The sequence below is a fragment of the Geodermatophilus sp. SYSU D00710 genome, assembly GCF_054050195.1.
This window is the reverse complement of record NZ_JBJGYX010000077.1, coordinates 1-21,124: the sequence shown is the minus strand read 5'-3', so window position 1 is coordinate 21,124 and position 21,124 is coordinate 1. Positions and strand designations below refer to the sequence as shown.

Sequence of the window (21,124 nt, the reverse complement as noted above, 5' to 3'; positions counted from 1 at the left end):
GCCCCCCCACCCCGCCCCACCCCCCCCCCCCCCCCCCCCCCCCCCCCCGCCCCCCCGCCGCCCCCCCCCCCCCCCCCCCCCCCCCCCCCCCCCCCCCCCCCCCCCCCCCCCCCCCCCCCCCCCGCGGCCACCGGCGCCGGGCCGGACGGCGCCCCGGACCCCGAGCCCGACCTGGTGCCGCCCTCGAGCAGCCGCGCCGGCCGCGACCTGGTCGCCGCCATCGCCGTCGGACTCGGCCTGGGCGCGGTCATCCTGGTCTCGCTGTTCGCCTACCGCCCCTCGTTCCTGGTCGTCGTGGGGGTGGCGATCCTGGTCGGCGTCGCCGAGCTGGTCCGCGCCCTGGAGGCCGGCGGCGCCCGGGCCCCGCTGGCGCCGCTGCTGGTCGGCACGGTCGCGATGCTGGCGCTGGCCTGGACCCGGGGCGCCGACGGGCTCGTCGTCGCCTTCCTGTTCACCGTGGTCGCCGTCCTGCTGTGGCGGCTCGGCGACGGGCCGGAGGGATACCTGCGCGACGCCACCACCGGCGTGTTCGTCGCCCTCTACGTGCCGCTGCTCGCCGGGTTCTGCGTGCTGCTGCTGGTCCCCGACGACGGTGCGCTGCGCGTGCTCGCGTTCATCGCCACGGTCGTCGGCAACGACGTCGGCGGGTACACCGCCGGCGTGCTGTTCGGCCGGCACCCGATGGCGCCGTCGGTCAGCCCGAAGAAGTCCTGGGAGGGGATGGCGGGGTCGATCGCGGCCTGCGTCGCGGTCGCGACCCCGATCGTCGTCCTCGCCCTCGACGGGCCGTGGTGGGGCGGGGTGCTCCTCGGCGCGGCGCTGGCGGTGACCGCGACGGTCGGCGACCTCGGCGAGTCGCTCGTCAAGCGCGACCTCGGCATCAAGGACATGGGCACCCTGCTGCCCGGCCACGGCGGGATCATGGACCGCCTCGACAGCCTGCTGCCCTCGGCCGCGGTGGCCTACCTGCTGCTGTCCTGGGTGGCGCCTCCCGCGGGCTGAGGGCCGGTCACCTCCCACACCGACCCGACCGCGGTGAAGCCGCGGCGGGCGTACCAGTGGCGCGGCCAGTCGTCGGCGACCGCCTCGAGCACCACCAGGTCGCACCCGGCCCCGGCGGCCACCGCCAGCGCCCGCGCCAGCACGGCGTCCCCGTGCCCGCGGCCGCGGGCGGCAGGATCGGTCATCACCGACTCGACCGCGGCCGTCGCGCCGTCGACCCGCAGCTGCCCGGCGGCCACCATCCGGCCCTCCGCCCGCACCGCCACGTCCCGGACGGCGACCACCCGGCCGGTGCGGTGCTCGCGGCCCACGAGCTGGGCGACGACGGCGTCCAGGTCGGCCGTGCCGGCGAGGTCGCGGCGCCACGTGGCCTCCCACAGCGGGTGCACCGCGCGCTGGTCGACCACCTCGGCCCGGTCGGCGCCGGGCAGGGCGGGCGTCGCCGGACGGGCCATGACCACCAGCTCCTCGGCGTGCCACCCCCGTCCGGCCAGCCGCGCGGCGACGTCGCCGGCTCCGGTCCAGGTCAGCGTGGCGGCCGGGTGCGGCAGGCCCGCGTCGACGGCGGCCCGCTCGACCGTGTCCGCGTCGACCGGCTGCCCGAGCACCAGCCGGTTGTCGTCGCGGGAGTGCGCGTAGCGCGGGTCGAGCACCGCCACCCCGCCGGGCACGTCCCGGACCTCGGCGGCCCGGCGGGTCCGCACCGACAGCGACAGCGCCAGCGCGCGGCCCAGGGCGTCCCCGGGTGCGGGGAGCACGGGCTGCGCCGGCGGCCGGTACGGGACCACGGCGACCACCGCGTGCGCCGGCACCGGCCCGGCGTCCGCCTCACCCTCCCCGTCCCCGGTGGGCCCGGAGCGGGCCCGCAGCCGTGCCGGGTCGACGACGAGCAGCACCAGGTCCCGCCGGCCCGGGTACAGCCGGGCGGTCAGCCGGTGCACCTGCTCCGGGGGGCACAGCGGTGCGCCCGGCCCGAGGACGCCGGTGTCGAGTGCGGCGCGCCAGTCCGCCGGGTCGCAGGGGCAGACCAGCGGGCTCACGCGGGCGGCGCGTCCGGATCGACACCGCGGGCGGCCAGCGCCGACTCGACCGCCGCGTTCACCGTGCGGACGACGGCGACCCGCGCGTACCGCTTGTCGTCGGCCGGCACGACCGTCCACGGCCCGCCCGGGTGGTCGGTGCGCTCGAGCATCTCCTCGACCGCGTCCTCGTAGGCCTCCCGCTTCTCGCGGTTGCGCCAGTCCTCGTCGGTGAGCTTCCACGCGCGGTAGGGGTCGTCGCGGCGGGACTCGAAACGGCGCAGCTGCTCCTCGGGGGAGACGTGCATCCAGAACTTGACCAGCACGGTGCCCTCGGCCGCCAGCGTGGTCTCCAGGTCGACGATCTCCTGGTAGGCGCGTTGCCACTGCTCGTCGGTCGCGAAGCCCTCGACCCGCTCCACCAGCACGCGGCCGTACCAGGTGCGGTCGAGCACGGCCATACCGCCCCAGCCGGGCAGCACCGGCCAGAAGCGCCACAGGAAGTGGTGCCGCTTCTCGTCGTAGGAGGGGGCGGCGAACTGGGCGACCCGCACGTGCCGCGGGTCGAGCCCGTCGACCAGCCGCTTGATCGCGCCGCCCTTGCCCGAGGCGTCCCAGCCCTCGAACAGCACGCACAGCGGCGGGCCCAGCTCGCCGGAGCCGATCTGGCCGCCGAGCAGCAGGCGCAGGTGCACCAGCCGCCGCTGGGCCTCGGCCAGCTGCTTGCTGCCGTCCTTCTTGGACAGCTGCGCGGACAGGTCGACGTCGTCGAGTCGGCTCACCCCGCCCAGCCTGGTGCACGGTCCCGTGGTCGGCACCCGGGGCGCTCAGCCCTGCCCGGGGCCGGCGTGCTGCCGGATCCACGCGTGCATCGCGATGCCCGCCGCGACGCCGGCGTTGATCGAGCGGGTGGAGCCGAACTGGGCGATGGACAGCACGTCGCCGGCCAGCGCCCGCGCCTCCTCCGACAGCCCCGTGCCCTCCTGGCCGAACAGCAGCACGCACGCCCGGGGCAGCGCCACGGTCTCCAGCGGCCGGGCGCCGGGCAGGTTGTCGACGGCGAGCACCGGCAGGCCGGCGTCGCGCGCCCAGGCGCCCAGCGCCGCGGCGTCGGGGTGGTGCCGCACCGAGAGGTAGCGGTCGGTGACCATCGCGCCGCGGCGGTTCCACCGCCGGCGCCCGACGACGTGCACCTCGGCGGCCAGGAACGCGTTCGCGGTGCGCACGACGGTGCCGATGTTGAGGTCGTGCCGCCAGTTCTCGATGGCGACGTGGAAGGCGTGCCGGCGCGGGTCGAGGTCGGCCACGATCGCCTCGACGCTCCAGTAGCGGTAGCGGTCGACGACGTTGCGCCGGTCGCCGTGGGCGAGCAGCTCGGGGTCGTAACGGGGGTCCTCGGGCCACGGACCCTCCCACGGGCCGACGCCGACGCTGTCGAGCGGGGCGGGCGTCTCCTCGGCCGGGATCACCCGGCCGACGCTAGCTGGCCGCGCCTCCGGCAACCGGGCCCCTCCGTCGGGCACGATGACTCCACGGGGTGAGCGCGACATGACCAACGGTGACTGCGAGGTGGGATGACGGCACAGCAGGAGGACGACATCCCGGTGACCGAGGTACCGCTCCCCCCGGCGGACGAGGAGTGGCAGCACTGGCTGCCCGGGTGGCTGACCGACCCGGCCGAGCCGGCCCGGCCGGAGGACGCGCCTGAGGGGAGTGGCACCGAGGACGCCGTCCTCGGTGCCGACGGCGGACAGCCCGCGGCCGAGGCCGCCGTCGCACCCGGGGTCGCTCCCGTGCTCGAGGAACCGGACGAGCCCGAGCAGGCGGACGACCCCGAGCCGGCGGACGGGCCCGGGCAGGCGGACGACCCCGAGCAGGCGGACGCCCCCGAGGGAGCGGACGAGCCCGCGATGGCCGAGGTGTCCGACGGGCTCGACGTGGCGGCGCCGACCCCCTTCGACGGCGACCCCGTCGTCGGGACCGTGGTGCCGCGCGTCGTGGTGCGACCGCGGGCGCGGCCGCGACGCCGGATGGGTCTCGCCGTGCTGGTCGGGCTGTTCGCCATCGGCGGCGTCGCGGGCGCCGCCCTGGTCGAGACGTCGTCCTCCGGACCGACGCCGTCGTCGGCCGTGCAGTCGCCGCCGAGCGCGGTGGCCACACCCACCCCACCCCTGCGCCCCGTCCGCCCCTCGGGGATCGCCGACGCGGTCTCGGCGGCCCCGACGAGCAGCGCCCCGGTGCCGACGGCCGCGGAGCAGACGGCCCGTCCCGCCCCGGTGACGCCATCCAGGGCCGCTCCCCGCGCCACCGCGCCGGTGCCCACCCCGGCCGTCGAGGCACCGCTGCCCGCGGTGGTCGCGCAGGTGCTGCCCGAGGCGCCGCCCCCGCCGCCCGAGCCCGCGCCGCCCGTGGCGCCGGAGGCGGCTCCCCTCGCGGGGCCGGTGGTCACGCCCCAGGAACCTGCTGACGAGTCCGGGGAGGCCCCGACGGAGGAGCCGGTGGACGACGGCAGCGGCACCGATCCGGTGACCGATCCGGGAACGGGTCCGACCGACCCGATCGACCCGGGAACCGCGCCGGTCGATCCGGGGGCCGACCCGCAGACGCCGACGGAGGACACCACGGTCGACCCGGGGACCGGGGCCACCGGTGATGGGGGCTCGACCGACGCGACCGGGACCGGCACGCAGACCCCGGTCACCTCACCGTCGACCCTGCTGGACGTCCTGCTGCCGCCGTCCTGAGCGAGCGACCTCACCCGCGCAGCGACCCGGAGCGCGCACGCGGGTGGGACGATGGGCATGCCATGACTGCCCTGCCGCTCGTCTTCGACGCCCCCCGCCGGGGCAAGCCGCCGCGCCACCTCGCCGACCTCACCCGCGAGGAGGCGCGCGCCGCCGTCACCGAGCTCGGGCAGCCGGCGTTCCGCGCCGACCAGCTGGCCCGGCACTACTTCCGCGGGGTCACCGACCCGGCGCGGATGACCGACGTGCCCGCCGCCGTGCGCGAGACTCTCGGTGAGGCCCTGCTGCCGGGGCTGCTGACCCCCGTGCGCACGCTGAGCGCCGACGGCGGACGCACCCGCAAGACGCTGTGGCGGCTGCACGACGGCGCGCTGGTCGAGAGCGTGCTCATGCGCTACCCCGACCGGGCCACCGTCTGCATCTCCAGCCAGGCCGGCTGCGGCATGGCCTGCCCCTTCTGCGCGACCGGCCAGAACGGGCTCACCCGCAACCTCTCGGCCGCGGAGATCATCGGCCAGGCGGTCGCGGCGGCCGCGGCTATGGCCGACGGCGAGGTCCCCGGCGGGCCGGGACGGCTGTCCAACGTCGTCTTCATGGGGATGGGCGAGCCGCTGGCCAACTACGCGCGGGTCCGCAGGACGCTCGACGCCCTGGTGACGCCGGCACCGCACGGCCTGGGCCTGTCCCAGCGCTCGGTGACCGTCTCCACCGTCGGCGTCGTCCCGGCCATCCGGCGGCTCACCGAGGAGGGGCTGCACGTCACCCTGGCGGTCAGCCTGCACGCGCCCGACGACGAGCTGCGCGACACCCTGGTGCCGATCAACACCCGGTGGAAGGTGGCCGAGGTGGTCGAGGCCGCCGACGCCTACGCGGCCCGCACCGGCCGCCGGTACTCGGTGGAGTACGCGCTCATCCGCGACGTCAACGACCAGCCCGAGCGGGCCGACCTGCTCGGCCGCCTGCTGGCCGGGAAGCGCGCGCACGTGAACCTCATCCCGCTCAACCCGACGCCGGGCAGCCCCTGGGACGCCAGCCCGCTGCCCGCGCAGCGGGAGTTCGTCGCGCGGCTGCGCGCCGCCGGGGTGCCGACGACGGTGCGCGACACCCGCGGTCAGGACATCGACGGCGCCTGCGGGCAGCTGGCCGCGGCCGACCGGGTCGAGGGCGTCCCCGCCGTGGCCGTCCCCGGCCCGTCCCTGGAGCCGCCGGTGGAGCTGGGCGCCGAGGCCGACGGGTGAGCTCGGAGGCGCCGGCCGCCGAGGCCCACGAGCACAGCCACGCCGACGTCTCGGGCGGGTGGCTGCGGGCCGCCGTCTTCGGCGCCATGGACGGGCTGGTGACCAACACCGCCCTGGTGGCCGGCGTCGGCGGCGGGGGTGCATCGTCCCGCGCGATCGTGCTCTCCGGGGTGGCGAGCCTGGTCGCCGGCGCCATCTCCATGGCGCTGGGGGAGTACACCTCGGTGCGCACGCAGAACGAGCAGCTCGACCTCGAGGTGGAGAAGGAGCGGCGCGAGCTCGAGCGCAACCCGGGCGGTGAGCTCGCGGAGCTGGTCGAGATGATGCGGGTCCGCGGCGTCGACGCCGACCTGGCCCGGCAGGTGGCCGTCCAGCTGCACCGCGACCCCGACACCGCGCTGCGGCTGCACGTGGTCGCGGAGCTGGGGCTCAACCCGGCCGACAAGCCCTCGCCGTGGACGGCGGCGGTGTCCTCGTTCCTCACCTTCGCCACCGGGGCGGTGGTCCCGCTGCTGCCCTTCCTGTTCGGCTTCTCGCTGCTGTGGGTGGCGCTGCTGTGCGGCGGGATCGGCCTGTTCGCCGCCGGGGCGCTGTCGTCGCGCTTCACCCCGCGGGCCTGGTGGTACGCGGGGCTCCGGCAGCTGCTGTTCGGCGCGCTGGCCGCGGGGATCACCTACGCCGTCGGCGCGGCCATCGGGGTCACCACGGCGACGTGATGGAACGGCCACCCTCCAGGGTCCCGCGCCGGGCGTGCGAGGCGTGGGGGGAGGGGTGGTCCTTCGTCAGGGGCGCCAGGCGGTGCGCTTGCGCCGCAGGTCCCACAGGAGCGAGCCGGCCATCAGCCCGGCGATGGCGAGCAGCCAGAGGTCCTCCATGCGGGCCTCGTGGTTGCCCCACAGGTAGGACAGGATCGCCAGGGTCATCAGCCAGCCGACGATCTGCGCCCACTTGCCGGCGCGGCCGTGCCAGCCCCAGTCCTCGGGGCGCTCCTCCTCGATCGGGTGCTCCCCGGCCCGGACGACGCCCTCCTCGCGGTTGGGCTGGTTGACCCGCGTGGTGGCGGGGTTGTGCTGGCGGACCCCGGGACCGTGCTGCTCGCTCACGAGGCCCATCCTGCCAGCCGGGACCGGCCACCACCGGGCGAGGTCGGCTGCCGTACGCCGGGCGCGTCGGGGAGGATCAGGGCATGTGCGAGCCGCGCGAGGTCACCGTGCTGGGCTCGACCGGCTCGATCGGCCGGCAGGCGATCGCGGTCGCCGAGCAGAACCCCGACCGGCTGCGGATCACCGCACTGGCCGCCGGCGGCGGCGACGTCGCCCGGCTGGCCGAGCAGGCGCTGACCCTCGGCGTGCGCACCGTGGCCGTGGCACGGGCCACCGCCGCGCAGGACCTGCAGCTGGCCTTCTACGCCGCCGCGTCGCAGCGCGGCTGGGCGAGGGGCGAGTACGCGCTGCCGGAGATCCTCGCCGGGCCGCGCGCCGCCGAGGAGCTGGCCGCCCGTCCCGCCGACGTCGTCCTCAACGGCATCACCGGCTCGATCGGCCTGGGCCCCACGCTGGCCGGGCTCCGGGCGGGCAACGTCGTCGCCCTGGCCAACAAGGAGTCGCTGGTCGCCGGTGGCGACCTGGTCACCGCGGCGGCCGGGCCCGGCCAACTGGTGCCCGTCGACTCCGAGCACTCCGCGCTGGCGCAGTGCCTGCGCGGCGGGCACCGGAGCGAGGTGGCCCGGCTGGTGCTCACCGCCAGCGGCGGGCCGTTCCGCGGCCGCAGCGCCGCCGACCTCGCCGACGTCACGCCCGAGCAGGCACTGGCGCACCCGACCTGGGACATGGGCCCGGTCGTGACGATCAACTCCGCGACCCTGGTCAACAAGGGCCTCGAGCTCATCGAGGCCCACCTGCTCTTCGGCGTCCCCTACGCCGACATCGACGTCGTCGTGCACCCGCAGTCGATCGTGCACTCGATGGTCACCTTCGCCGACGGCGCCACCATCGCCCAGGCCAGCCCGCCGGACATGCGGCTGCCGATCGCGCTGGCGCTGGCCTGGCCCGACCGGCTGCCGCACGTGCAGCCGGCGCTGGACTGGTCGACGGCGAGCACCTGGGAGTTCGCGCCGCTCGACGAGGAGGCGTTCCCGGCGGTCCGGCTCGCGCGCGCCGCGGGCGAGGCCGGCGGCGTCGTCCCGGCGGTGTTCAACGCCGCCAACGAGGAGGCGGTCGCGGCGTTCCTCGCCGGCCGGCTGCGTTTCCCGGACGTCGTGGGCCTGGTCGCGCGTACCCTCGACGACGCGCCGGACCTCGGCGCCCCCACCTGCGTGGACGACGTGCTGGCCGCCGAACGGTGGGCCCGGCAGCACGCCCGCGCCGCCCTCGTCGGAGGCCCCAGCTGAGCACCCTGCTGACCGTCCTCGGCATCGCCGCGTTCTTCGTCGGGCTGCTCGCCTCGATCGCGTTCCACGAGGCCGGTCACTTCTGGTGGGCCCGGAAGTTCGGCATGCGGGTGCCGCAGTTCATGGTCGGCTTCGGCCCCACGCTCTTCTCCCGCCGCCGCGGCGAGACCGAGTACGGCATCAAGGCCATCCCGCTCGGCGGCTACGTCCGCATCGTCGGCATGATCCCGCCGGCCGAGGAGGGCGAGAGCGTCCGTGCCACCCGGATGCGCAGCTTCATCGCCGAGGTGCGCGGCCAGGCACTCAACGACGTCCGGCCCAGCGACGCCGGCCGTGTCTTCTACGCCAAGCCCTGGTGGCAGCGCGTGATCGTGATGGCCGCCGGGCCGCTGCACAACCTGGTCCTGGCGGTCCTGTTCTTCACGATCACGCTCACCGCCATCGGCACCAACGTCATCACCACCCAGGTGCAGACCGTCCCCGCCTGCGTCGTGCCCGCGGGCGCCGAGAGCATCGCCGTCGCCGAGGCCGAGCGGCGGGACGTGTGCGACATCCCGATCGTCACCAGCGGCGCCGGTGCCGGGCAGGTCTGCGATGAGGGCAGCGCGAACTGTGCCCGCCCCGTGGCCAGCCCCGCGGCCGAGGCCGGCCTGCGCCCGGGTGACACGATCGTCGCGATCGACGGCCGGGCGGTCGACCCCACCGCCCACGACAGTTGGACCGAGGTGCAGCAGGCGATCCGCGGCTCGGCGGGGGAGCCGCTCACGCTCACCGTCGAGCGCGACGGCACGGCCCGCGAGCTCACCGTCACCCCGATCGAGAACGTCGTCGCGACCGAGGACGGCACCGTCACCGCCGGCTACCTCGGCGTCGGTCCGGTGGTCGGCTTCGCCCGCCAGTCCGTCGCCGACCTGCCCGGCTACTTCGGCATGGTGGTCAGCCAGTCGGTGCAGCGGCTCGTCGAGATCCCCGAGAAGGTCCCGCAGCTTTTCCGCGCGGCCTTCCTCGGCGAGGAGCGCGACGAGAACGGGCCGATCGGCGTCGTCGGCGTCGGCCGGATCTCCGGCGAGGTGTTCGCCATCCAGGAGTTCAGCGGCGCCGAGAAGCTCAGCTTCTTCCTCAGCCTGCTGGCCAGCGTGAACCTCGTGCTGTTCCTGTTCAACCTGCTGCCGATCTACCCGCTCGACGGCGGGCACGTGGCCGGCGCGCTGTACGAGAAGGCCCGCTCGGTCGTCGCCCGGCTGCGCGGCCGCCCGGACCCCGGCCCGTTCGACATCGCGCGGCTGATGCCGGTCGCCTACGTGGTGGCGGGCCTGTTCATCGCACTGTCGGGGCTGTTGCTCGTCGCCGACGTCGTCAACCCGATCACACTCCAGTAGTCGTCGGCGCCGACCCCGTGGGACCGGGGATACTCGCAGGCATGGCGACCTCCGTCGGTCTCGGCATGCCCGCACTGCCCCCGCCCGTCCTCGCGCCCCGGCGCAAGACCCGCCAGCTCATGGTGGGCGACGTCGGCGTCGGCAGCGACCACCCCGTGAGCGTGCAGTCGATGACGACGACCAAGACCGCCGACGTCAACGCGACGCTGCAGCAGATCGCCGAGCTCACCGCGTCGGGCTGCCAGATCGTGCGCGTCGCCGTCCCCGACACCGACGACGCCGAGGCGCTGCCGATCATCGCCCGGAAGTCGCAGATCCCGGTCATCGCCGACATCCACTTCCAGCCGCGCTACGTGTTCGCCGCGATCGACGCCGGCTGCGCGGCGGTCCGCGTCAACCCCGGCAACATCAAGAAGTTCGACGACAAGGTCGGCGACATCGCGAAGGCGGCCAAGGCCGCCGGCATCCCGATCCGGATCGGCGTCAACGCCGGCTCGCTGGACAAGCGGCTGCTCGCCAAGTACGGCAAGGCCACCCCCGAGGCGCTCGTGGAGTCGGCGCTGTGGGAGTGCTCGCTGTTCGAGGAGCACGACTTCCGCGACATCAAGATCTCGGTGAAGCACAACGACCCGGTGGTCATGGTCCGCGCCTACGAGCTGCTCGCCGCGCAGTGCGACTACCCGCTGCACCTGGGCGTCACCGAGGCCGGCCCCGCGTTCCAGGGCACGATCAAGTCCGCCGTCGCCTTCGGTGCGCTGCTGTCCCAGGGCATCGGCGACACCATCCGCGTCTCCCTCTCCGCCCCGCCCGCGGAGGAGGTGAAGGTCGGCACGCAGATCCTCGAGTCGCTCAACCTGCGCCAGCGCGGCCTGGAGATCGTCAGCTGCCCCTCCTGCGGCCGCGCGCAGGTCGACGTCTACAAGCTCGCCGACGAGGTCACCGCCGGCCTCGACGGGCTGGAGGTGCCGCTGCGGGTCGCGGTGATGGGCTGCGTCGTCAACGGTCCCGGCGAGGCCCGCGAGGCCGACCTGGGGGTGGCCTCGGGCAACGGCAAGGGCCAGATCTTCGTGAAGGGCCAGGTCGTCAAGACCGTGCCCGAGTCGCAGATCGTCGAGACGCTCATCGAGGAGGCCATGCGGATCGCCGGTGAGCAGCTCGACGACGGCGTCCCCTCCGGCCCGCCCGTCGTCACCGTCTCCTGATCCTCGCGGCCCCACCGTGCTCCGCTCGACCGGGTCGTCCACCCGCCCCACCACCCCGACGGCTCGCGTCCTCGACGAGGGCGACGAGCCGGCCGTCCGCCGGCTGCTGTCCGCCGACCCGGTCGCGGCCTGCGTCCTCGCCGGCCGGGTCGAGGCGGCCGGCACCGGCCCGGCCGCGCTGGGCGCGCCGCTGTGGGGCATCGGCAGCGGCCGCACCCTCGACGCGGTCTGCCTCGCCGGGGCCAACCTGATCCCGTTCGCCGTCCCCGGCGCCGAGCGGGCCGCCGCCACCGCCTTCGCCGAGCGGGCCCGCCGAGCCGGCCGGCGCTGCTCGACGATCGTCGGCCCGGCCGCCGCCGTCGAACCGCTGTGGGAGCTGCTCGAGCCCTCCTGGGGCCCGGCCCGCGACCACCGGCCGCGGCAGCCGCTGCTGGCCATCGAGGGCCCGCCGGCGGTGGTGCCCGAGCCGCGGGTGCGGCCGGTCCGGCCGGCCGAGGTCGACGTCCTCCTGCCGGCCTCGGTGGCGATGTTCACCGAGGAGGTCGGGGTCAGCCCGCTGCGGGTCGACGGCGGCGCCGGCTACCGGGCGCGGGTCGAGGACCTCGTGCGCGCCGGCCAGTCGCTGGCCTGGATCGAGGACGGCCGGGTGCTGTTCAAGGCCGAGATCGGGGCGGTGTCGCGCGCGGTCTGCCAGGTGCAGGGCGTGTGGACCGCGCCCGAGGCCCGCGGCCGGGGGATCGGCGCCGCCGGCATGGCCGCCGTCGTCGAGTACGCCCGGACCTCGATCGCGCCGGTCGTGAGCCTCTACGTCAACGACTACAACGCCCCGGCCCGCGCGGTGTACCGCCGCGTCGGCTTCCGCGAGGTCGGCTGCTACGCCAGCGTCCTCTTCTGACGGAGGACCACCCTCCTCCCCACGCCTCGCGAGCTCGGCGCGGGCCCCTGGAGGGTGGCCGTTCCAGCACGTCACCACCGCAACGCCGGCCCGGTCTGAGAGGGTGTCCCGTCGTGGCAGCACGACGCACGGCGGTCCTCGGCACGGTCCTCACCCTCCTCTCGGCGCCGGTCCTCGCGGCCTGCTCGGGCAGCTCCGAGGACGACGTCCGCGCCGCCGCGCAGGCCTTCCTCGACGACTGGGCCGGCGGGGACACCGGTGCCGCGGCCGAGGCCACCAGCGACCCCGCCGCGGCCACCGCGCTGCTCGAGCAGACCGCCGCCGACCTCCCCGGGGCCACCCTGTCCGCCGACCTCGGGGACGTCACGGTCGAGGACGGCACCGCCACCGCCGGCTGGACCGCCACCTGGGACCTCGCCGCCGCCCCCGACTGGACCTACGACGCCGCGCTGGAGCTGCGCGAGGCCGACGAGGGCTGGCAGGTCGTGGCCGCGCCGACGCTCGTGCACCCCGAGGTCGGGGAGGGCCAGCGCCTGCAGCTGGCCCGGTCGCTGCCCGAGCGCGCCGCGATCACCGACGCCACCGGCCGGCCGCTGTTCACGCCCACCGAGGTGGTCAACGTGGGCGTCGACCCCGCCCAGGTCACCGACCTGCCGGGGCTGGCGGCCGCGCTCTCGGCGGCCACCGGCGTCGCGGCCGAGGAGATCACCGCCGACGTCCAGGCGGCCCCGCCCGGCCAGTTCGTCCCGGTCATCACCCTGCGCCGGCCGGACTTCGAGGCCATCCGCGCGCAGGTGTTCGACCTCCCCGGCGCCGTGTTCCCCACCGACACCCGGCTGCTCGCCCCGTCCCCCCGGTTCGCCGCCGCGCTGCTGGGCCGGGTGGGCGACGCCACCGCCGAGGTGATCGAGGAGACCACCACCGACGGGGTCGCCGCCTACGCCGCCGGCGACGAGCTCGGCCTGTCGGGGCTGCAGCGCGCCTTCCAGGAGCAGCTCACCGGCACCCCCGGCTTCACCGTCTCGGTGGCGAGCACCGACGAGGCCACCGGCGACCCCGGCCGTGAGGTGGCCGCCGTCGAGCCCGTGCCCGGCCGGCCGCTGCAGACGCCGATCGTGCGCGAGCTGCAGGAGGCCGCCGACGCGGCCGTCGCGACCCAGCCGCTGCCCACCCACCTGGTCGTCGTGCGGCCGGGCACCGGCGAGGTCCTGGCCGTGTCCTCCAACGAGGCCGCGGCGGCCGGCAACGCGCTGACCGGGCAGTACCCGCCCGGGTCGAGCATGAAGGCGATCACGGCCACGGCGCTGCTGTCGGCGGGGACGGTGACCCCCGACGCGGCGGTGCCCTGCCCGGGGACGACGGCCGTCGACGGCCGCGAGTTCGAGAACCAGGACCGCTTCGACCTCGGCACCGTCCCCTTCACCGAGGCCTTCGCGCAGTCGTGCAACACGACCTTCATCCAGGCCGGCCTGCAGCTCTCCGACGACGCCCTGGCCACCGCGGCCGCCTCCTACGGTGTGGGCAGCGACTGGCGGCTGCCGGTCGAGGTGTTCTCCGGCAGCGTCCCCTCCGACTCCACCGGGACGACCAAGGCGGCGAACGCGATCGGCCAGGGCGAGGTGCTGATGAGCCCGGCGCAGCTGGCGCTGGTGGCCGCCGGCATCGCCAGCGGCACGCCGGCCGGGCCGGTCGAGGTCGTGGGCGCCGAGCCGGCCGGCGCCGCGCCGGAGGGGCCGGGACCGGCGGTGCTCGACCAGCTGCGGCCGATGATGCGCCAGGTCGTGCTCAGCGGGACGGCGACCGAGCTCGGCGACCGCGGCGAGGTCCACGGCAAGACCGGTACCGCGGAGTTCGGCAGCAACACCCCGCCGGACGCCCACGGCTGGTTCATGGGCTACCAGCTCGCCGGGCCCCAGGGGGACATCGCCTTCGCCACGCTGGTCGAGGGCGGCGGGTCGAGCAGCACCGCGGTCGCCGTCACCGACGCCTTCCTCGGCGGCCTCTGACGCCTACGAGTCGATGCCGGGCAGCGCCGTGGTGGTCTCCGGCCGCCCGGCCGCGGCGCGCCAGGCGACGGCGCGGACCTCCGCGGCCGCCAGCGCGTCGAGTGCGAGCCGGCGCACGTCCGGCTCCTCCGCGGCGCCGAGCAGCGCCACCAGGCTCTCCGACACGCCCTCCTCCAGGACGGCGCCGAGCGCGGCGGCGTCGACGGGGGACAGGACCGGGAACGGCAGCTCGTAGCCGGCCCCCGCCGGCACCGGGTCCGCGCCGCGCTCGTCGACCAGCGCGGCCAGCCGGTCGCGGAGGTCGCGGTGGGCCTGCTCACCGCCGACCGCCGCGGCGCGCCCGCCGGGCGGCAGTGCCGCGCCGACGACGCCGTAGCCCCACACCGCCGCGTGCTCGGCGGTCAGCGCCTCCTGCAGGGCGCCGTCCTCGCCCCCGGCGGGGGCCCCGTCATCGGCCACGTCGGTCCTCCCTCACGCGGGTCCTCCGGACGCCAGCGCGGCCTCGTGGCCGCGCAGCCCGGCCGCCACGGAGCCCAGCAGCGCCGCCCGGGCGCCGGAGACCTCCAGGCAGGCGCCGGCGTGCGAGGCGGCGGCCGCGGCCACCTGCTCGCGCAGCCAGCCCGTCACGTCCGTACCGGCCGGTGGCGCGGGCGGGGGAGCCGTCGCCGTGGCGGTCGCCGTGGGGACCGCTGCCCGCAGCCGGTCCAGCTGCGCGCGGGCCTGCCCGGCGAGGGGCGCCACCCGGCCGCCGAGGGCGGGGTCGGCGGCCGCGGCGGCGTCGTAGGCGGCCACCACCGCCTCCTGCACGGGCAGCTGGCCGGCCAGCCGGTCGTCCTGCGCCGCGGTGCGCCCGGCGCCGGCCGCCCCGTCGGCCGATCCGCCGGAGGTGCACCCGGCCGCCAGCATCGCCAGGCCGGCGGCGCCGGCCAGCAGCCGGCGCCGGGAGAACCCGGCGGGGGAGGAGGTGGACATCACGGCCATCCTCCCAGGCGCCCCGTCCCGCCCCCGGCAGCGACGGGCGGGCCGCCCGCCGTGGGGCCGCGGGCCCGGAGCGGCCGGGGCCGACGCGGTGGGGGAGCGGTAGCCTGACCTCTTCCCGGGTACGCCGCCGGAAGGCGTGCGCGCCGCCGTCCGCGGTCCCCGGGGTGCGGTCCGCCGAGCACGAGCTCCGACCGGTGCAGGAGGGGAGGGGAGCCCGTGTCCGCCACGCGACAGCAGGACCCGGCCGCCACGAGGCTGGCCGGCTGGATCGAGCCGGTCGTCGCCGAGGCCGGGTACGACCTCGAGGAGCTGGTCGTCACCCCCGCCGGCCGGCGCAGCGTCGTCCGGGTCGTCGTCGACCGCGACGAGGGTGTGTCCCTCGACGACGTCGCCGAGGTCAGCCGCGCGGTCTCGGCCGTGCTCGACCGCAACGACGGCGAGCTCGGCCGCGCGCCCTACGTGCTCGAGGTGACCAGCCCCGGCGTCGACCGGCCGCTGACCGAGCCGCGGCACTGGCGGCGCAACACCGGCCGGCTGGTCACGGTCGCCGTCGGCCCGGCCGGCTCGGCCGAGCAGGTGACCGGCCGGGTCGCCGCCGTCGACGACGCGGGGGTCACCCTCGCGGTCGAGAAGCCGGGCAAGCCCGGCGCGCGGAAGAAGCCGCCCGTCGAGCGGCAGGTGCCGTGGGCGGAGCTCGGGGCCGGCCGGGTACAGGTCGAGTTCGGGCGGCCCGGCCGCGACGACGACGCGCAGGACGACGCGCACGACGACGCGCACGACGAGCCGGTGGACGCGGACGACGACGAGGGCGACGACGGAGGAGGACAGTGAACATCGACGTGACCGCCCTCAAGGCGGTCGAGCGGGAGAAGGGCATCCCCGTCGACACGGTCATCGAGGCGATCGAGACGGCGCTGGTGACCGCCTACCGGCACGCCGACGGCGCCGCCAAGCACGTGCGGGTCCACGTGGACCGCAAGAGCGGCGAGGTCGCGGTGCTGGCCCAGGAGCTCGGCGCCGACGGCGAGGTCGTGCGCGAGTGGGACGACACCCCGTCGGACTTCGGCCGGATCGCGGCCAGCACCGCCAAGCAGGTCATCGTCCAGCGGCTCCGCGACGCCGAGCACGAGCAGACCTTCGGCGAGTACGCGGGCAAGGAGGGCGACATCGTCAGCGGTGTGGTCCAGGCCGACGCCCGCCGCAACGCGCAGGGCTCGGTCCTGGTCGACATCGGCAAGGTCGAGGCGGTGCTCCCGGCCGCCGAGCAGGTGCCCGGCGAGCGCTACCCACACGGCAGCCGGCTGCGCGCCTACGTCGTGTCGGTCGCCCGCACCTACCGCGGCCCGCAGGTGACCGTCTCGCGCACCCACCCCAACCTGGTCCGCAAGCTGTTCGCCCTCGAGGTCCCCGAGATCGCCGACGGCAGCGTCGAGATCGTCGCCGTGGCCCGCGAGGCCGGCCACCGCTCGAAGATCGCCGTCCGCACGTCCGTCCCCGGCCTGAACGCCAAGGGCGCCTGCATCGGGCCGATGGGCCAGCGGGTGCGCAACGTCATGAGCGAGCTGCACGGCGAGAAGATCGACATCGTCGACTGGTCCGACGACCCGGCCACCTTCGTCGCCTCGGCGCTCAGCCCGGCGCGGGTGGACTCCGCGACCCTGGTCGACCCCAAGGCCCGGGCCGTGCGGGTGGTCGTCCCCGACTACCAGCTCTCGCTCGCCATCGGCAAGGAGGGGCAGAACGCCCGCCTCGCCGCCCGGCTGACCGGCTGCCGCATCGACATCCGCAGCGACGCCCAGGCCGACGACGCGGCGCCCTCGCCCGGGGTGGGCCGCCCGCCGCTGCGCTCGGGCCCGCCGCCGGGGCGGGCGCGCGCGCCCGCCGGCCGGACGACCCCCCGCGGATGCGGCCCCAGCCCCCGCTCAACGCGCCCGGAACAACGCGGACCCGCCGCGCGCTAGAGTGTCGGGTGGCCGAAACGTCGATCCCGGTGCGCACCTGTGTGGGCTGCCGGAAGCGCGCTCCGGTCACCGACCTGCTGCGTGTCGTCCACCGGTCCGGGACCCTCGTGCCCGATCCGCGGAGGAGGCTCCCCGGCCGGGGAGCGTCGCTGCACCCCACCCCGGAGTGCCTGCACGCAGCGGAGCGACGCCGGGCCTTCTCCCGGGCGCTGCGCCTCCCCGGAGGCGGCGCCGCGGTGGAGGCCGGTCCGCTCCGGGCCCACGTCCTCGGCGCCGCGGCGCCGCCCGACCCGGGCCCGGGACGGGCGACAGCGAACGAACGACAGACCGCACTTCCCCAGACGGACCGGCACCCGGCCGGTCCGCACGTCGAGAGCAGGACGTCGTCGGATGAGTCAGCCGTGAAGTCCCCACGATGACAAGCCAGACCATGCACCACTGACGACGAGGTCGCGCGGGCGAGCCGCCGGCCTCACCAGAGGAGATCCGTGCCAGGCAAAGCCCGCGTCCACGAACTCGCCAAGGAGTTCGGGGTCGACAGCAAGACCGTGCTCGCCAAGCTCAAGGAGCAGGGCGAGTTCGTGAAGTCCGCCTCCTCCACCGTCGAGGCCCCCGTGGCCCGGCGGCTGCGGGAGGCCCTCGGCGCCGCGTCCGGCGGCGGCAACGGGGGCAACGGTGGCGCCGCCACCGCCGCCCGTCCGGCCGCCCCGCGCCCGTCCGCGCCGCAGCCCGCCGCGCCGCTGGCGCCCGCCGCACCGGCGCCCGCGCCGTCGGCCGGCCCGACCCCGGGGGTCCGCCCGGGCGCGCCGCGCCCCGGCATGCCCACCCCCGGCCCGCGTCCGGCCGCGCCCCAGGCGCCGGCCGCGAGCGCGCCGGTGCAGCAGCCCCCGGCGCAGCAGCCTGCGGCCCCCGAGGGCCCGCGTCCGGCGGCTCCCGGCGCCCCGCGCCCCGGTGCCCCGGCGTCGCGCCCGGCCGGTGGGCCCGTCCCCGGCCCGGCCCGGCCGGCCGCCCCGCGGCCGGCGGCTCCCGGCGCTCCCCGTCCCGGCGGTCCCGCCGCCGCGCCGGGTGCTCCGGGCGCCGGCCCGCGGCCGGGTCCGCGTCCGGCGCCCCGGCCGGGCAACAACCCCTTCAGCAGCGCCCCGCGTCCGGGGCCGGCTGCCGCTGGCCCGCGTCCGGGCCCGGCCGCCGGTGGCCCCCGTCCCGGCCCCGGGGCCGGCGGTCCGCGTCCCCCGGCGGGTGCGCCCCGTCCCGGTGGTCCGCGTCCGGGTCCCGGTGCCGGTGGCCCGCGCCCCGCGGCCGGTCCGGGCGGGCCCCGTCCCAACCCGGGCATGATGCCGCCGCGCCCCTCGCCGGGCATGATGCCGCCGCGTCCCGGCGGTGCCGGCCGTCCCGGTGGCGGTCCCGGCGGTCCCGGTGGCCGTGGCCGTCCGGGTGCTCCCGGCGGTGGCGGTGGTTTCCGTCCCGGCGGCGGTGCCCCCGGTGGCGGCGGCGGTGGCGCGCCGGCCGGCGGGTTCCGTGGCGGCGGTGGCCGTGGCCGTGGCCGCGGTGGCTCCGGTGCGGGCACCGCGGGTGCCTTCGGCCGTCCGGGCGGGCGCGGTCCCGTCCGCGGGCGCAAGAGCAAGAAGCAGCGGCGCCAGGAGTTCGACCAGATGGCGGCGCCCAGCATGGGCGGCGTCAGCCTGCCCCGTGGCAACGGCCAGACCGTCCGGCTGCCGCGCGGCGCCTCGCTGACCGACCTGGCCGAGCGCATCGGCGCCCAGCCTGCGGCGCTGGTGACCGCCCTGTTCCACCTGGGCGAGATGGTCACCGCGACGCAGTCGGTGAACGAGGACACCCTGCAGCTGCTCGGTGCCGAGATCGGCTGGGACATCCAGGTCGTCTCGCCGGAGGACGAGGACCGCGAGCTCCTCGAGACCTTCGACCTCACCTTCGGCGACGAGGGCGACGAGGCCGACTGGGTCGCGCGCCCGCCGGTGGTCACCGTCATGGGTCACGTCGACCACGGCAAGACCAAGCTGCTCGACGCCATCCGCAACACCAACGTGGTGGCGCGGGAGGCCGGCGGCATCACCCAGCACATCGGCGCCTACCAGGTCGCCTCCGAGCTGGAGGGCGAGGAGCGGCCGATCACCTTCATCGACACCCCGGGTCACGAGTCGTTCACCGCGATGCGTGCCCGCGGCGCGAAGGTGACCGACATCGTCGTCCTGGTGGTCGCCGCCGACGACGGCGTCATGCCGCAGACGGTCGAGGCGCTCAACCACGCCCAGGCCGCCGACGTGCCGATCGTGGTGGCGGTCAACAAGATCGACAAGGAGGGGGCCAACCCCGCCAAGATCCGCCAGCAGCTCACCGAGTACGGCCTGGTGGCCGAGGAGTACGGCGGCGACACGATGTTCGTCGACGTCTCCGCGACCACCCGGCAGGGCATCGACGACGTGCTCGCGGCGATCCTGCTGACCGCCGACGCCTCGCTGGACCTGCGCGCCAACGCCGAGCAGGACCCGCAGGGCGTGGTCATCGAGGGCAAGCTGGACAAGGGCCGGGGCCCGGTCGCCACGGTGCTGGTCCAGCGCGGCACGCTGCGCGTCGGCGACTCGATCGTGGCCGGGGACGCCTACGGCCGCGTCCGGTCGCTGCTCGACGAGTACGGCAACAAGCTGAAGGAGGCCTCGCCGGCCCGCCCCGTGCAGGTCGTCGGCCTCACCTCGGTGCCGCGCGCCGGTGACACCTTCCTCGTGGTGGAGGAGGACCGCGTCGCCCGGCAGATCGCCGACCGGCGGCAGGCCCGCATCCGCAACGCGCAGAACGCCTCCATGCGCAAGCGGATCAGCCTCGAGGACCTCGACGCCGCGCTCAAGGAGAACCGCCAGCTCAACCTGATCATCAAGGGCGACAACTCGGGCACCGTGGAGGCGCTCGAGGAGGCCCTGATGAAGATCGAGGTGAGCGACGACGTCTCGCTGCGGGTCATCCACCGCGGCGTCGGGTCGATCACCAAGAGCGACATCGACCTGGCGCTGGCCGACGACGTCATCGTCCTGGGCTTCAACGTCCGGGCCGAGGGCCAGGCCACCGAGCTCGCCAACCGCGAGGGCATCGACGTCCGCTACTACTCGGTCATCTACCAGGCGATCGAGGAGATCGAGGCGGCCCTCAAGGGCATGCTCAAGCCGGAGTACGAGGAGGTGGCGCTCGGCACGGCGGAGGTCCGCGAGGTCTTCCGGGTGCCGCGCATCGGCAACGTGGCGGGCTCCATCGTCCGCAGCGGCACGATCAACCGGAACTCCAAGGCCCGGCTGGTCCGCGACGGGGTCGTCGTCGCCGACAACCTCACCGTCGAGTCGCTGCGCCGCTTCAAGGACGACGTCACCGAGGTCCGCGAGGGCTACGAGTGCGGTATCGGCCTGGGGTCGTTCAACGACATCAAGGTCGAGGACGTCATCGAGACGTTCGAGGTCCGCGAGAAGCCGCGCGCGTGAGCGCGAGGTGACGACGGGATCCTGCAGGAGGGCGCCCGGCCCTCCTGCAGGATCCCGCCGCGAGCGTCCGTCGGCCTCTCTGCAGGGTCCCGCCGTGAGCCTGCGAGCGGTGGGGGGCAGGGAGGTCCTTCCAGGGAGGCAGGAGGGTCCTTCGTGTTCACGGGGTCGCTGACCGCCGACCTGCTGCTGGGCGACGTCCACTCGCTCAAGGGCAAGCGCGCCGTCGTCCGGCCGATCGTGGCCGAGCTGCGGCGCCGCTTCGCCGTGGCCGCCGCGGAGGTGGGCGACCTCGACCTGCACCGCCGCGTGCAGGTCGGGGTCGCCACCGTCGCGGGCGACGCCGGTCAGGTGACCGACGTCCTCGACGCCTGCGAGCGGTTGCTGGCCGAGCGGCCGGAGGTGACGCTGCTGTCGACGCACCGGCAGCTGTTCTCCGCCACGGACTCGTAGGTCTGGAGCGACCTCTCCGCTCGCCCCCTGCCCGACCGGGCGCGCCCGACGCGCCCCCGACCACCGGAGTTCTCCATGGCCGACCCCGCCCGCGCCCGCAAGCTCGCGGTGCGCATCCGTCAGATCGTCTCGTCGGCCATCGAGTCGCAGATCAAGGACCCGCGGCTGGGCATGGTCACCGTGACCGACGCCCGGGTCACCAGCGACCTGCGCGAGGCCACGGTCTTCTACACCGTCTACGGCGACGCCACCCAGGCCGCCGACTCCGCCCGGGGGGGGGGGGGGGGGGCCGGCGGGGGGGGGGGGGCGGGGGGGGGGGGGGGGGGGGGCTACTTCGTCCGGGCGCTGAGCTTTGTATCCGACGTAATCACCGACA

Annotated in this window: 21 protein-coding genes and 1 pseudogene; 16 read left to right on the top strand and 6 right to left on the bottom strand. The window is 76.3% G+C overall.

From position 1 onward, the window contains the following. Nucleotides 1-174: 174 nt before the first annotated feature. The gene (locus ACI78U_RS22820) at nt 175-1,002 is read left to right on the top strand and encodes a phosphatidate cytidylyltransferase (protein WP_456877688.1); all 828 of its coding nucleotides are present in this window, start codon (nt 175-177) and stop codon (nt 1,000-1,002) included. Here the strand turns inward: ACI78U_RS22820 and ACI78U_RS22815 are convergent. From ACI78U_RS22815 to ACI78U_RS22805, 3 genes are read right to left on the bottom strand one after another with little or no spacing between them, the layout of a single operon-like run. Next, nucleotides 963-2,042 (bottom strand): GNAT family N-acetyltransferase, encoded by a 1,080-nt coding sequence (locus tag ACI78U_RS22815; RefSeq protein ID WP_456877687.1) that lies wholly within the window; start codon nt 2,040-2,042, stop codon nt 963-965. The genes ACI78U_RS22820 and ACI78U_RS22815 overlap by 40 nt on opposite strands. Beyond that, nucleotides 2,039-2,803, bottom strand: a complete 765-nt coding sequence (locus ACI78U_RS22810) for a polyphosphate kinase 2 family protein (protein ID WP_456877686.1) — start codon at nt 2,801-2,803, stop codon at nt 2,039-2,041. Before ACI78U_RS22810 ends, ACI78U_RS22815 begins: the two co-directional genes overlap by 4 nt. Before the next feature lie 45 nt (nt 2,804-2,848). Then, entirely contained in the window at nt 2,849-3,490 is a 642-nt protein-coding gene (locus tag ACI78U_RS22805) for a TrmH family RNA methyltransferase (protein ID WP_456877685.1), read from the bottom strand. A 105-nt stretch (nt 3,491-3,595) separates the two neighbouring features. On the opposite strand from ACI78U_RS22805, the gene ACI78U_RS22800 reads away from it, so the two are divergent. From ACI78U_RS22800 to ACI78U_RS22790, 3 genes are all read left to right on the top strand, one after another. Then, nucleotides 3,596-4,765, top strand: a complete 1,170-nt coding sequence (locus ACI78U_RS22800; protein ID WP_456877684.1) for a hypothetical protein — start codon at nt 3,596-3,598, stop codon at nt 4,763-4,765. Between the two features lie 62 nt (nt 4,766-4,827). Continuing rightward, nucleotides 4,828-6,003: a 23S rRNA (adenine(2503)-C(2))-methyltransferase RlmN gene (rlmN, locus tag ACI78U_RS22795; RefSeq protein WP_456877683.1), complete on the top strand. Its 1,176-nt coding sequence runs from the start codon at nt 4,828-4,830 to the stop codon at nt 6,001-6,003. Continuing rightward, a complete protein-coding gene (locus tag ACI78U_RS22790; RefSeq protein WP_456877682.1) occupies nt 6,000-6,719 on the top strand; it encodes a VIT1/CCC1 transporter family protein in 720 nt (239 codons plus the stop codon). Before rlmN ends, ACI78U_RS22790 begins: the two co-directional genes overlap by 4 nt. Before the next feature lie 66 nt (nt 6,720-6,785). On the opposite strand, the gene ACI78U_RS22785 is transcribed toward ACI78U_RS22790, so the two are convergent. Further along, complete coding sequence (locus ACI78U_RS22785; RefSeq protein ID WP_456877681.1) at nt 6,786-7,106, bottom strand: DUF2631 domain-containing protein; 321 nt, start codon at nt 7,104-7,106, stop codon at nt 6,786-6,788. A gap of 83 nt (nt 7,107-7,189) precedes the next feature. Here ACI78U_RS22785 and dxr point away from each other — a divergent pair, with 83 nt between their 5' ends. The 5 genes from dxr (at nt 7,190) to ACI78U_RS22760 (ending at nt 13,874) form a co-directional block, all read left to right on the top strand. Next, nucleotides 7,190-8,392: a 1-deoxy-D-xylulose-5-phosphate reductoisomerase gene (gene dxr, locus ACI78U_RS22780; RefSeq protein WP_456877680.1), complete on the top strand. Its 1,203-nt coding sequence runs from the start codon at nt 7,190-7,192 to the stop codon at nt 8,390-8,392. Beyond that, the gene (locus ACI78U_RS22775; RefSeq protein ID WP_456877679.1) at nt 8,344-9,771 is read left to right on the top strand and encodes a M50 family metallopeptidase; all 1,428 of its coding nucleotides are present in this window, start codon (nt 8,344-8,346) and stop codon (nt 9,769-9,771) included. Before dxr ends, ACI78U_RS22775 begins: the two co-directional genes overlap by 49 nt. A 41-nt stretch (nt 9,772-9,812) precedes the next feature. Then, nucleotides 9,813-10,973 carry a flavodoxin-dependent (E)-4-hydroxy-3-methylbut-2-enyl-diphosphate synthase gene (gene ispG, locus ACI78U_RS22770; protein WP_456877678.1) on the top strand — a complete coding sequence of 387 codons (1,161 nt, stop codon included), beginning with the start codon at nt 9,813-9,815 and terminating at the stop codon, nt 10,971-10,973. A gap of 16 nt (nt 10,974-10,989) precedes the next feature. Next, nucleotides 10,990-11,868 (top strand): GNAT family N-acetyltransferase, encoded by an 879-nt coding sequence (locus tag ACI78U_RS22765; RefSeq protein WP_456877677.1) that lies wholly within the window; start codon nt 10,990-10,992, stop codon nt 11,866-11,868. A 113-nt stretch (nt 11,869-11,981) separates the two neighbouring features. Then, nucleotides 11,982-13,874: a penicillin-binding transpeptidase domain-containing protein gene (locus ACI78U_RS22760; protein WP_456877676.1), complete on the top strand. Its 1,893-nt coding sequence runs from the start codon at nt 11,982-11,984 to the stop codon at nt 13,872-13,874. 3 nt (nt 13,875-13,877) lie between these two features. On the opposite strand, the gene ACI78U_RS22755 is transcribed toward ACI78U_RS22760, so the two are convergent. After that, on the bottom strand, nt 13,878-14,333 hold the full coding sequence (locus tag ACI78U_RS22755) for a ferritin-like domain-containing protein (protein ID WP_456877675.1): 456 nt from the start codon (nt 14,331-14,333) through the stop codon (nt 13,878-13,880). Between the two features lie 12 nt (nt 14,334-14,345). Continuing rightward, nucleotides 14,346-14,846 (bottom strand): hypothetical protein, encoded by a 501-nt coding sequence (locus ACI78U_RS22750; protein WP_456877674.1) that lies wholly within the window; start codon nt 14,844-14,846, stop codon nt 14,346-14,348. A gap of 225 nt (nt 14,847-15,071) precedes the next feature. On the opposite strand from ACI78U_RS22750, the gene rimP reads away from it, so the two are divergent. The 7 genes and pseudogenes from rimP to ACI78U_RS22715 all read left to right on the top strand — a co-directional run. Continuing rightward, nucleotides 15,072-15,686, top strand: coding sequence for a ribosome maturation factor RimP (rimP, locus tag ACI78U_RS22745; protein ID WP_456877673.1), 615 nt, complete (start codon nt 15,072-15,074; stop codon nt 15,684-15,686). Further along, on the top strand, nt 15,683-16,816 hold the full coding sequence (gene nusA / locus ACI78U_RS22740; protein WP_456877672.1) for a transcription termination factor NusA: 1,134 nt from the start codon (nt 15,683-15,685) through the stop codon (nt 16,814-16,816). Before rimP ends, nusA begins: the two co-directional genes overlap by 4 nt. Further along, entirely contained in the window at nt 16,759-17,235 is a 477-nt protein-coding gene (locus tag ACI78U_RS22735; protein WP_456877671.1) for a YlxR family protein, read from the top strand. The genes nusA and ACI78U_RS22735 overlap by 58 nt, the downstream gene beginning before the upstream one ends. Before the next feature lie 69 nt (nt 17,236-17,304). Next, nucleotides 17,305-17,448, top strand: a pseudogene (locus ACI78U_RS22730) (translation initiation factor IF-2 N-terminal domain-containing protein); the annotation flags it as partial. Between the two features lie 1,017 nt (nt 17,449-18,465). Continuing rightward, complete coding sequence (infB, locus tag ACI78U_RS22725) at nt 18,466-20,298, top strand: translation initiation factor IF-2 (protein WP_456877689.1); 1,833 nt, start codon at nt 18,466-18,468, stop codon at nt 20,296-20,298. A 153-nt stretch (nt 20,299-20,451) separates the two neighbouring features. Next, nucleotides 20,452-20,748 (top strand): DUF503 domain-containing protein, encoded by a 297-nt coding sequence (locus ACI78U_RS22720; RefSeq protein ID WP_456877670.1) that lies wholly within the window; start codon nt 20,452-20,454, stop codon nt 20,746-20,748. Nucleotides 20,749-20,823: 75 nt separating this feature from the next. Beyond that, the coding region (locus tag ACI78U_RS22715; protein ID WP_456877669.1) for a ribosome-binding factor A at nt 20,824-21,124 on the top strand (301 nt) is incomplete at its 3' end.